General features: G+C 64.9%; 13 protein-coding genes. 5 read left to right on the top strand and 8 right to left on the bottom strand.

All coding sequences use genetic code 11. The features are described 5' to 3' along the window. Positions 1-2 precede the first annotated feature (2 nt). From H977_RS34440 to H977_RS0114020, 5 genes are all read left to right on the top strand, one after another. A complete protein-coding gene (locus H977_RS34440; RefSeq protein WP_029108462.1) occupies positions 3-239 on the top strand; it encodes an NADPH-dependent FMN reductase family protein in 237 nt (78 codons plus the stop codon). A 6-nt stretch (positions 240-245) separates the two neighbouring features. Next, positions 246-1832: a hypothetical protein gene (locus tag H977_RS35830; protein WP_051288839.1), complete on the top strand. Its 1587-nt coding sequence runs from the start codon at positions 246-248 to the stop codon at positions 1830-1832. Between the two features lie 104 nt (positions 1833-1936). Next, positions 1937-2890: a WXG100-like domain-containing protein gene (locus tag H977_RS0114030; RefSeq protein ID WP_029108461.1), complete on the top strand. Its 954-nt coding sequence runs from the start codon at positions 1937-1939 to the stop codon at positions 2888-2890. A gap of 2 nt (positions 2891-2892) precedes the next feature. Further along, positions 2893-3339 carry a YbaB/EbfC family nucleoid-associated protein gene (locus H977_RS33090; protein ID WP_051288838.1) on the top strand — a complete coding sequence of 149 codons (447 nt, stop codon included), beginning with the start codon at positions 2893-2895 and terminating at the stop codon, positions 3337-3339. Continuing rightward, positions 3336-3632 carry a WXG100 family type VII secretion target gene (locus H977_RS0114020; protein ID WP_029108460.1) on the top strand — a complete coding sequence of 99 codons (297 nt, stop codon included), beginning with the start codon at positions 3336-3338 and terminating at the stop codon, positions 3630-3632. Before H977_RS33090 ends, H977_RS0114020 begins: the two co-directional genes overlap by 4 nt. A gap of 3 nt (positions 3633-3635) precedes the next feature. Here the strand turns inward: H977_RS0114020 and H977_RS35290 are convergent, their stop codons facing one another. From H977_RS35290 to H977_RS0113975, 8 genes are all read right to left on the bottom strand, one after another. After that, positions 3636-5399, bottom strand: coding sequence for a hypothetical protein (locus H977_RS35290; RefSeq protein WP_155946637.1), 1764 nt, complete (start codon positions 5397-5399; stop codon positions 3636-3638). A 31-nt stretch (positions 5400-5430) separates the two neighbouring features. Then, positions 5431-5763 carry a hypothetical protein gene (locus tag H977_RS0114010; RefSeq protein WP_029108459.1) on the bottom strand — a complete coding sequence of 111 codons (333 nt, stop codon included), beginning with the start codon at positions 5761-5763 and terminating at the stop codon, positions 5431-5433. Beyond that, positions 5756-6712 (bottom strand): 3-oxoacyl-[acyl-carrier-protein] synthase III C-terminal domain-containing protein, encoded by a 957-nt coding sequence (locus H977_RS0114005; protein ID WP_196808237.1) that lies wholly within the window; start codon positions 6710-6712, stop codon positions 5756-5758. Before H977_RS0114005 ends, H977_RS0114010 begins: the two co-directional genes overlap by 8 nt. A gap of 94 nt (positions 6713-6806) precedes the next feature. Next, positions 6807-7595, bottom strand: coding sequence for a hypothetical protein (locus H977_RS0114000; protein WP_155946636.1), 789 nt, complete (start codon positions 7593-7595; stop codon positions 6807-6809). A gap of 95 nt (positions 7596-7690) precedes the next feature. Next, positions 7691-7981 (bottom strand): hypothetical protein, encoded by a 291-nt coding sequence (locus H977_RS0113990; protein ID WP_029108456.1) that lies wholly within the window; start codon positions 7979-7981, stop codon positions 7691-7693. A gap of 19 nt (positions 7982-8000) precedes the next feature. Next, positions 8001-8270, bottom strand: a complete 270-nt coding sequence (locus H977_RS0113985) for a WXG100 family type VII secretion target (protein WP_029108455.1) — start codon at positions 8268-8270, stop codon at positions 8001-8003. Positions 8271-8347: 77 nt separating this feature from the next. Continuing rightward, the gene (locus H977_RS0113980; protein ID WP_029108454.1) at positions 8348-9172 is read right to left on the bottom strand and encodes an ESX secretion-associated protein EspG; all 825 of its coding nucleotides are present in this window, start codon (positions 9170-9172) and stop codon (positions 8348-8350) included. After that, positions 9169-10251 (bottom strand): PPE domain-containing protein, encoded by a 1083-nt coding sequence (locus H977_RS0113975; RefSeq protein WP_029108453.1) that lies wholly within the window; start codon positions 10249-10251, stop codon positions 9169-9171. The genes H977_RS0113980 and H977_RS0113975 overlap by 4 nt, the downstream gene beginning before the upstream one ends.

Raw genomic sequence — 10251 nt, 5'->3', positions numbered from 1 at the left:
AGATGGACCCGCGACGGATCGAGCTCAACCGCAAGCACAGCCGGGAGATGGGTGCGCTGTTCAACCAGTTCCTGGAGAACCACCCGGATGTCGAGTCCGAGGTGCACGACGCTCAGATGACGCCGGAACAGGACGCAGCCTGGGCGGCATTCAGCGCCGAGCTGCTGGCACGCCAACAGGCCGAGCGCTCGGCGCTGGCCGACGAAATCGAAGCCGAACAGCAGAAGCTGGGAAGGTAGGGGGCAATGGAAGCGGCACAGGCGATCTCGTTGGTCACGGACTGGATCAGGTCCCGAGGCCTCGACTACCCGACCGAAGGCCTGGCAGCTGACCGGTTCGACAAGGGCTGGAGCGTGTACGCACCGGTCGAGGTCGACGACAGCGATCCGATGGCGTTCCTGGACATCCCGGTCGGGCGGTCCATCTTCCTGGTGGGTGACTCCGGGCGCATCGAAGAGGTGTCGTCGTCGATCCCGCCGCAGCAGGCGCGCGAGGCGTTCACCGCACGGGAAGGCAGCCCGAACGGTGCCGCCTCGCCCAATGGTGCCGCCTCGCCGAAGGGTGCTGCCGCGCCCAACGGTGCGGCGCAACAGGGCGGCGCGGCCTCCGACGAGGCGGCGTTCATGGCCGAGTTCGAGCGACAGTTCCGGTTGGCGGCAGCCGACGACCCGTCGGCGATCGCCGACTTCACCATCGTCGACGAGCCGCCCGCGCCAGTGGGCGACGCACCGAGCGGTGCCGACGCCGCCACCGCCGAGGAAGCGTCTCGCCTCATCGACTCGATCGTGCAGCAGCTGGCTCAGCTCGGCCCGGAAGGATGGGACGAATTCTCCGCGGTGTTCGCCTTCACGGTCACATCGCAGATCGCCCAGCTGCAGTTCTGGGCCCAGGACCGCACCGGCCTGGTGCCGGTCCCACAGTCGATCGCCGACCTGGTGCGCCAACAACGCGAGGTCTCGGCCCGCATGAGTGCCGGACCGTGGTGGCGGCTGCTGTTGAACGTCAACAACCGTGGTGAGACGACCGTCGACTACGACTACGGCGACGAGCCGTTCCCGGACGACCAGATCGTGGCGGCCGAGCACTACCGCAACGACCTCGACGCCTATCCGCGCGCGCAGGTGCCGGTGTGGCTCGCGGGTTACACCGCCGGCCCCGACGCGCAGGGTCGCGACGCCGCCCGGGCGGCCGCCGACGCCGCCGCCGATCAGGCCGCCGGCCGCACCCCCGTTGCCACCGACCGGATCCCACCGCTTCCCGACCTGCTGGCGCGCTGGGCGGTGCTCTCGGCGGCGTACACCGGCACCGGATCGGGCTGGGGTCCTCGTATTTACCCCGGCTACGCCTGGTTCGAGAGCGACGCCCGCAGCGGGTCGACGTTGTTCCTGTTGCCGGGCGATCGCGCGGTGCTCTCCGGCGGGAAATGGAATTCGGAGCTGCTGCAGGCCGCCTACAACGGTGGCGGGCCGCTGCCCGATCTCTACGGGGGAGCGCCCGCGTGGGTCAACGACTCGGTGCTGAACACCCGAAACCGCAACGGACTGCTGAGCTTCTGCTTCTGGTGGGCCGACGGTCAGTGGTATCGCGGTGCCACTGACACCTCCGGTGAGCTCGACGTCCCGATTCCGGTCGTCTGGACGCCGGAGGCAACCGTGGCCGCGATGGTGAGCCAGACCGGGACCGCAACCACCGATCGGTGCCAGGCCCTGCTGGAGGTCGCCACCGAGCGCGCCGCCACAGTCGACGACGTCGCGGCGATTTTCGCCGACCGCCCGGACGCACAGATTTACGCCGCCGCCAACCAGCTCAGCTTGGCGGGCCTTCTGACATAGAACTGGCGAGTAGCTGAACTCTCGGCGAACAAGGCCGTCAGAAATGGCGGAGTGCGGTAACGCGCAATAGCGTGAATTGCGATGCTGCATGGAACTTTTCGGCGATGGGGGATCGCGTGACCCTGCAGATTCCCGGCCCTTTACAGTGGGTGTCCTACCTGGTCGGCTCGCAATGGCCCAAAGGTGACGAGGACGCCATGTACCGCATCGGCGGTGAATGGGGCGATCGTGCCGAACAATTGAGAGATCTGATACCCGAACTGAACCGGATGCGGGCCAGCACCAGTGCTGTCCTGCAGGGAGTGACCGCCGGCGCCGCTGACAAGCAGTTCGCGATGTTGTTCGACGGTGATGCCACGGTCGACAAACTCGCCGATGCGATGGCGGCGCTCGGTGAGCTCGCCGAGAGTACCGGCAAGAACATCGAATACACCAAGCTGCAGATCTTGACCTCCCTGGCCATCGCGGCGTTCGAGATCTCGTGGGCGCTGGCTCAGACGTCGGTGACATTCGGCGCATCGGCGGCCGAGATCCCGCTCATCGAGGTGACGACCACCGCCGCGATCCGCCGGATGGTGGCCGTGCTGATGAAGGACGTCATGACCGACCTGGGCAAGGCGATGACGAAAACCACCGTGCACCGGATCATCAAGAAGTCCGGCGTCGAGGCGGCCGAAGCCCTGGGGCAGGAACTGTTCATCCAGGGGGTCCAACAGTCCAAGGGGCATCAGACCGGTGTCGATTGGGACCGGCTGGGAGTGGTCGCGCTGGCCAACTCCGTCGGCGGTGCCACCCAGGGCACGGTCAGCATCTACGGCCAGCGGCTACTGGGCAATTCGGCGGTCAAGGGTGCGGCCGTCGGATACGTCGCCGGCATGTCGAAGAAGGTCACCGGTGCACTGGCCACCGGCAGCGAGATCGACCCTGTTTCCGTCCTCGGCTCGGTGCCCACTGCCGTCACCGGTGGGGTGCGGGGCCGAGCGGCGGCACACAGCAACAGGGCGTCGACGGCGGACGGCGGCGGAGCCGCGGCGGCGAGCGGTGGGGATGGGGACTAGGCATGGACAACGATACGGCGCGGCATGAACTCATCGATGCGCTCGCGCTCGTGCAGGAGCAATTTGCGGACCTGGCTGCTGTAGAGGCGGAGCGGGCAGCTTTGTCGGCGACAGGTACCGGCGCCGACGGCACCGTCACGGTGACAGTGGACTCCCGCGGCATCGTCATCCACACAGCGGTCAGCGAAACTTATTTGGATGAGTACGATCTCGGCGATCTCGGCGGGTACATCACGGCCGCCGCCCAGGATGCGACGCGTGACATCGAGCGGATGATGGCGCAATTGCTTGCCCCGCTGGCACAGCGGCGGGAGCAGATGCCCTCGCTGTCCGACATCGTCGAAGGAGCCCCCGACATCAGGAATCTGTTGTCGACGGTGGTGGCTGTTCGACACGGAGACGGCGACGAAGAACCCGGGGACTACCCCACCGTGAGGAGCGCGCGATGACCGTACCGCTGGGCGTCACGCCGGCCGAGCTACGCGGCACTGCGCGCTACCTCGCTTCGGTCAGCAACGATATGAAAGCCGTGCAGTCGGCGCTGATGCAGATGCTCAGCGGTGAAGGCGAAGCCTGGGGGCACGACAAGATCGGCAAGCAGTTCGCCGACGGCGCCAAAGGCTATAAGGCGCAGCTGGAGTGGGTCGACGGGTCGATCACCGCGAAGACCGACCTGCTCGACTACTACGCCGACGGCCTATACCTCACCGCCGACGCCCTGGAACAGCAGGACAATCCCTGACCGTCACTCCGAGCGACCCGGCGTGACCTGCGACCCACGGGCGGGCCGCACAGGTCCGGGCTGCACAGCCGAGTCGGGTTGCCAGGTGGTTCCGCGCTGCGGAATGCGGCGGCGAGATTCGGGCTGATCGACCGGCACGCTCTCGGTCTGCGCGGCTTCCTCATCGGCGCCGACTACCGGCACCGACGCCTCGGCGTCGCCGATGACGTCCTTGCCGTTCTTCTTGCGGCGCAACGCCTTGTTGACCTGGTGCCCCTTGCCGTTCTGATCACCGGCGCGCTGGCCAGCGGCCGGGGCCCCCGCACCGGGGGAGCCCGCCCCGGCGCCCAGGCCTGCTCCCGCGCCGGCCGCCGAGGCAGGCATTTTCGCCGCAGCGGTCGCAGGTGTGCCGGTCGGAAGGCCACTTGGCAAGCCGCGCAAGGGGACTCCGCCGCCTGCACCACCGGCGCCCTTGCCCGCTCCCGCGCCCCCGAGACCTTGCGGTCCGAGGCCGAGGACACCTTCGGGCGGACCCTGGAGGCCCTGGCCCAGCGGGTTTTGGCCGGCAGCGTTCTTCATGGCATCGGCCAGCTGGCCGGCCGCATCCTTGGCAGCTCCGGTGGCCGAGTCGATCGCGGACTTGACCGGATCGGTCAGGCTGTCGAGGGCATCCTTGGTGGGATCAGTCGTGGAGTTTTGATCACCAGGCTTATTGGGGTCGAGTCCGGTCGGCTTGTCGATCTTGGGGGTGTCGATCTTTGGCTTGTCGATGGACGACGGGTCGAACTTCGGGGTGTCGATCTTCGGACCGCCACCGCCACCGCCAGATCCCGGCGTGTATGGGGTTGTACCACCAGGCCCGCCCGGGCCACCGGGCCCAGTCGGAGCTTCGAACTTCATGTTGGGTAAAGGAGGAAGGTTGGGAAAGTTCTGTGCCACCGCTTCGATAGCCGGCTGATAGGTGCCGCTGAAGAGGTGTACCGCGTCCTGATAGTCCCTGATCGATTGTTCGATCCGGTGCTTCTCGTCGACCGCGGTGTTCACGTCCACGTACTGGCCGTTGGCGAGCCTCAGGTGATTTCCCTCATCGAAGTGGTACTTCGTATTGAACTCGTGCGCCTTGTCATCGAGCTTCTTTTTGTCGTATGTATCAAAGTCGTCGATCAGCTTGTGGTCCGCGTACTTCGGGAAGTCTCCCTGAACTGTTGAGAAAGCTTCCTTGAGTACACCGAGCCGGTCGGAAATCTCCTCTGACGAAGGCGTGAAATCATAGATCGAAGTCTTGGTGACTTGCTTGGATGCCGCTTCGGCCGCCGTCGCGCTATCGCCGGACCACTTACCGGTTATCGCGTTCCCGACCTTGTCCTTGAAGGTCTCGGAATGTTCCTTGAGGTTGGTCCCGTGAGTCGTCCATGCCGTCGCCAGATCTCCGATCTCCTTGAGCTTCAACCCTGCCGCTTCTTCGCGAAGCTCTTTGAAGGTCCAACTCTCCCAGTTGATTTTCTTGCCGCCGGTGGTCGCGGCCGTCACTTGATCCGCGACAGTTTGGTCGGAATCCAGCCCCTTGATTTCGCCGAGCTTCGAGGTATCCGGTGGCGTTGTTTCCTTCGAGATGGACACATCGGGAATCGCATTGACGGTTTGATCTTTCAATTCGCCGTCTTGACTATCGGGCTGGTGCCTCCCGCCCATCAGGGTATTCCACTCTGATTCGTTCCAACGAGGGGTGTACGAGCTGGTCATCTCGCCGCCGAACATGGCGCCCATTTCATTCCCGAAGCCACTCATTATGTATTACCTTCTAGCCTGCTTGCGATGTCTATTCAGCCTCGTGTGCCTTCAGGGCATTCGCGGCGTCACGTGCGGTCTTCACGAATTGGCGCGTCTGGGTCAGCTGCTCCCGGACGTAATCGGTCAGCGCTTTTCCCTTGGCGTTGAAGGCGTTCTCCATGGCCTTCGCGAGGTCGTTGTTCGCATTTGCTCCGAAGTAGCCCGTGGTGTCGTCCAGGGCGTTCTTGACTATCGCGTCCAACTTCTGTTCATAGGGATCGAACGCGTTTCTCTCGAGTTCGTCGACGACTGACGGCTCGAGGTGAAGGTAGAGTTTTCCGTCAGCGGTGGCGGCGTCCAGGCCGTTGAATGGACTAGTCATTGTTCTCCTCTGCGGCGATCGTTAGCGTGGTGCTGAAATCCGATGGCGACGTGTTGAATGGCAGCTTCACCTCCTTCACGATTCGAAGCAGAACCGCGGCCGAGTTGACGAAATTTCCGGCGGCGAACAACATCACGAGATCGCCGGGCTTGGCGATCTCGTGGTTCATCAGATAGGCAAGATTCACTCCGAAGTCCGAGACTGTCAGATGCCCGAACTGTGCTGCGAATTCGTGCAGGCCTGGCGTCGGCTGGAGTTGGGCGTGCTTCGCGAGTGCGTCTGTCACCTGTCGCGGCTCGATGAAAGACGGGGCAAACCAATCGATGTCTTCCGGGGTGAGGCCCACGCGTTCGTAGCACTCGGTCACGGTGTCGATGGCGATGCGGAAGCTATCCATCGCGTTGTCTGACAACGTCCGTGGGCCGCGTCGCGGATAGTCTTCCCATCGGGCAATCCAATCCGCCAGAGTCGGAAACGTTGGGTCGTCGACGCCTCGGTCCACTCGGGCCCGCATCATGTCCGCCGAGGGATTGTGCGAGCGTGCCGCGGTAGAAACGATCTGGGCGAATCCTTCATGCCGGTTCAAGACTGCACAGAATGCGCTGTCGCCCAGCAGCGATCCCTCGGTCGCCGGGCTGGCCGCATATTCGTGTCGGTCGAAGTAGAAGAGGCTGTCACCGCCAGTCACCATCGCGTGGTCGCCGGCCCAACCCGCCTGCAGCACCGCGTCGGCGAGCATCACGCCGTACAGGCCGCCAGAACAGAACTGCCGAATTTCTGTTGCCGATCCGGCAGAGGTCTTCCCCAGCACCGCCTGTTGGAGTGAATTCGTTATCGGCCAGAAGTGTTCGCCCTGATAGAGGGTTCCGCAATGAAATGAAGCGGCCATGCTGTCCGCCGCCGCTGACAACATGGCGGGATCGATCTGCCGCGCAGCGACTTCCACCATCTGGTGAACCGACTGCATGTCAGTCGCCGAGGTCGAGAGATGCGTCGGCCGACCGAGGCTGTCTGTGCCGCCGGGGACATACGTCGAAACCGCACTAAGGTATGCCATTGAACTCTTGGTCCGATCTTGCCGCGGCAATTCGATCTTCTACGGCCCTGAGCTGTGCAATCTCAATTTTCTTGAAGGCGGCCAGGAGGTTAGGCACGGTGGCTGGAATGATCTGGAACGAACTGGTGCCTTCGTTCACGAGGTACGCGCCGTCGTCAGCCACGTTGATCAGGGTCAGATGGTTCTCGTTGCGCAGGGTGTAATCCCTGGTGAATTCCGAGGAGCCGGAGAGCAGAATTGAACCGGTGATTCGCGAGTCGCGCAGCACCTGCGCGGGAGTCTCGTCCTCGAACTGACCGTCTTTACGTGGTCTACGGCCGGGCTTGTACTCCGGCAAAGCCTCAACAACAACCTTTGGAAAATCGACGTTCACGCACCCGATGATCTGGATGTCGTCGCCGAAGATCGTCTGCGCACTGGGATCCTGGGTGATGACCGCGCAGTATCCCGTCGCTCCGATCACTCCGAACAGACGATAGAGCCTGGCCCCTGCGCCGTCCTCGATCTCTCCGAACCCCTGCAGCAGAAATAGCGGGGAGCGCAGTGCGTCGAGTATGAGTAGCCGCGTCTCAGTCATCCCGGCGCGCTGCCGCGCCAGCGCAACCTGTCTGTCGGCCTCCAGTTCTTCCTCGTACCGCTGTTTGCTGTTGCGATACGCGAGTGGAAACGGAAGGCGATCGAGGCCTATCACCTCACACAGGCACCTGAAGTCGAATCCGCTCATGAACCACGGCTCGACGTCGTGGCGCAGCGGGGCCACTTTGTCAGTAATCATGTTGAGCCCCTTTCTTTCTGGCAGCGGATATGCGACGAGCAAGCGGGCTCGGTTGCGATGGAGCCGACAACCGAGCCCGCCAACAAAACCACGTCCTAGAAGCCGCCGGCGAGGTGGGCGTCGAGCGCCGCCGCGTCTTCCTGCGACTGATTGCCCCCGGACCGGGTCTGGGTGATCTCGTTGAGGATCGCGTCCATCTGCTCCAGGATCTGAACCTGCTTCTGGTGCAGTGTCGCCGCGGCCTCGCCCTCGTACACGCCCTGAAGGGCGGCGAAGACCTGGCTTACCTCTTCGCGCATCGCCTGCGCGTTGTTGGTCGCACCCTGAATGTCGTCCAGGGACGCGTAGTTGGATCCGTACTGGTACCGAATGCTATCCGTGTCCATTGATCAAACCTTTCGATGTCTAGTCGGCGTCGTGGCTGACAAGGGTGTTGATGTCTGACTTTCCCTTGTCGACGATGTGCTGCAGGTTGTTGATGACGTAGTTGAAGTCTTCGTGGTGCTGCGTCATGATGCCGCGGAACTTTGCCGCCTTGCCGCCCGTCCACGAACTGGCCGTCATCGCCTCGGTCTGGTCGAGGATCTGGGTGGCCAGCCGCCGGACATCCATCATCTGTTTGTCGATGTTCTCGATCTTTTGCTGAGCTTCCGCAGGCGTCAGATGAAGCGTCATGCTTTACCTCTCTTTGTCATACCCGGCGTGAATCGCCGGACGGTGGTTGAGAATTCGCTGGTGAACACGGAGCGGATCTAGCGGTCCCCCCATCTGTAGCTGGACAGCTCGACAAGCTGGCCGATGGCCTGCTTGATCGTGTGGTCCGACCCCGGCTTCAGGGTGGTCCACAACTGGCCGCTGGGCGAGGCGCTGGGGGCGCCGACGAGACGTCCACGTTTGGTGTAGAAGACGCCGGCCGCGCCGGCGGACCGCGAGATCCGGCCGGCATCCTCATCGAGTGCGTAGTAGACGATCTCGGCGAATGCCAGCCGGGCTGCCAACGCCGAACCCAGCATCATCGCGGACCGGGCGTCGGCTCCGAGCGCCCGGATGCGGTCGGACAACACCGTGGCGTCATGGGTGTCCGACAATGCCTGGCTGACCTCGCTGAGCGGCCCGCCCACCGGGCTGATCTCGGCGGCTGCGGAGGCCGGGAGCTGACGCAGCAGGGCCCGGGAGGCACTGGGCAGGCCTGCGCCGTCGGCGACCATGTGCAAGGTGATCTCACGGCCGACTCGGCAGGCCGAAATGCACTGTGTCCCAGACCGTACGACGGTCACGCGGGCCAGGCCGTCGGGGGTCACCAAACGCATCGCCAGCTCGCGCTCGGGCCGCTGCAGCGACTGCACCAATTCGGCGACTTCGGCGCTGACCTCCCCGGCCACGATCAGGCCGCGTTCGGCCAGGCTCTGGGTGGCCCGGTCGGCGGCTTCGGCCCGTGCTGTTTCGGTAGGGTGTCGCGGGCGCAGATCCAGCACCAGTGGCAGCGCCTGGACTCCGAGACGCGTTGCCAGGACATGCAATTCGTCCTCGGCGAGGACGAACTGTGGTGCCGGCGGCGCTCCCGTGGATACGGTCATAGGCTCAGTCCCCGGTCGACGCCGATCACCGGGGGAGTGACCCAGCGGTTGTCCACCTGCTCGAGCGTGCGCTCCGGTTCGTCGGCGAAGCCCTCACCCGCGGGCACCTCGGGTGCGGCGAGTTCGTCGAACACCGCGGTATCGGGACCCCAGCTGACGTTCGACACCGTGAACGGTGCGTCGTTCTGCTGTGCCGCGGGTAACCACGCCTGCCCGGCGTCGGAAACCCCGGCGCCGGGTTCACCCGCCCCGTCCAACGTCGCTGCGGGTTGTACCGATTCGTAATCACGGTGCTGGTCGTTGCGGCCCATGGCGCCCATCGGCGCGTAGGGCGTCCCGCCCATGCCGGTGCCGGAGGACGAGCCGGTGCCCGAGAATCCGGTCTTCTGCAACCCCTTCGGGTCACTGCTCGACTTGACGCCCGGTGCGAACATGGGCATCAACGGCGGCGGTGGCACCGCCGCCGCGCCACCGGCCGACCCGCCGCCACCCCCTGCGGCGCCCTCGCCGCCCTGTTCGGCTTTCAGCGCGCCGCCGTTCGACACCTGCGGAGGCAGCGGCTGCTCCCACGGCTGGGCCAGGGGAGCGGCTGCCTCCTCGTACTGCTGCATGACTGCCGCGGCGTTGGCCTGATCGGCGGTGGCGGCCGCGTCGAACTCGGCGAACGTTCCGGTCAGCACGGCTCCGTTGTACGCGGCCAGCGACGCCATCATGTCCTGTGCGGTCTTCGCCTCGATGGCCTCTGACACGCTGGGCATCGCCAGCACCGCCACCGTGTTGGCGACCGCGGCTTCTTCAGCGCGCTGACCATTGCCCGCCGCGCTCAGGCTGATGGCCTGCAACCACTTGCCGAACTCTTCCAGGCGCTGGGCCGCCGCGGTGGAAGCCTGGCTGTCCCAGACCGTCCGCAAGCGTGCCACCAGTTTGTCGAAATCGGCAGAGACATTTGCCAATTCGTTGGCGACCCGAATCCAGGCCGCGCCGGCACCGCCGACCGATGCCGGGCCGGGCCCTTCGGTGAGGTCGCGAGCCAGCTGCTCGGTGCTGCGCGACTCCCACGCAACGTCGGTGAACCCCAC

The sequence above is a fragment of the Mycobacterium sp. URHD0025 genome (assembly GCF_000426065.1).
Lineage (GTDB): Bacteria > Actinomycetota > Actinomycetes > Mycobacteriales > Mycobacteriaceae > Mycobacterium.
Note: the sequence above shows the minus strand (reverse complement) of the source record. Positions and strands in the feature narration are given on the sequence as shown.

Coding starts and splice junctions, on each gene's coding strand:
- H977_RS34440 (WP_029108462.1), top strand. CDS start 3: ATGGACCCGCGACGGATCGAGCTCAACCGCAAGCACAGCCGGGAGATG.
- H977_RS0114030 (WP_029108461.1), top strand. CDS start 1,937: ATGGGGGATCGCGTGACCCTGCAGATTCCCGGCCCTTTACAGTGGGTG.
- H977_RS0114020 (WP_029108460.1), top strand. CDS start 3,336: ATGACCGTACCGCTGGGCGTCACGCCGGCCGAGCTACGCGGCACTGCG.
- H977_RS35290 (WP_155946637.1), bottom strand. CDS start 5,399: ATGAGTGGCTTCGGGAATGAAATGGGCGCCATGTTCGGCGGCGAGATG.
- H977_RS0113980 (WP_029108454.1), bottom strand. CDS start 9,172: ATGACCGTATCCACGGGAGCGCCGCCGGCACCACAGTTCGTCCTCGCC.
- H977_RS35830 (WP_051288839.1), top strand. CDS start 246: ATGGAAGCGGCACAGGCGATCTCGTTGGTCACGGACTGGATCAGGTCC.
- H977_RS0113985 (WP_029108455.1), bottom strand. CDS start 8,270: ATGACGCTTCATCTGACGCCTGCGGAAGCTCAGCAAAAGATCGAGAAC.
- H977_RS0114010 (WP_029108459.1), bottom strand. CDS start 5,763: ATGACTAGTCCATTCAACGGCCTGGACGCCGCCACCGCTGACGGAAAA.
- H977_RS0113990 (WP_029108456.1), bottom strand. CDS start 7,981: ATGGACACGGATAGCATTCGGTACCAGTACGGATCCAACTACGCGTCC.
- H977_RS0114000 (WP_155946636.1), bottom strand. CDS start 7,595: ATGATTACTGACAAAGTGGCCCCGCTGCGCCACGACGTCGAGCCGTGG.
- H977_RS33090 (WP_051288838.1), top strand. CDS start 2,893: ATGGACAACGATACGGCGCGGCATGAACTCATCGATGCGCTCGCGCTC.
- H977_RS0114005 (WP_196808237.1), bottom strand. CDS start 6,712: ATGGTGGAAGTCGCTGCGCGGCAGATCGATCCCGCCATGTTGTCAGCG.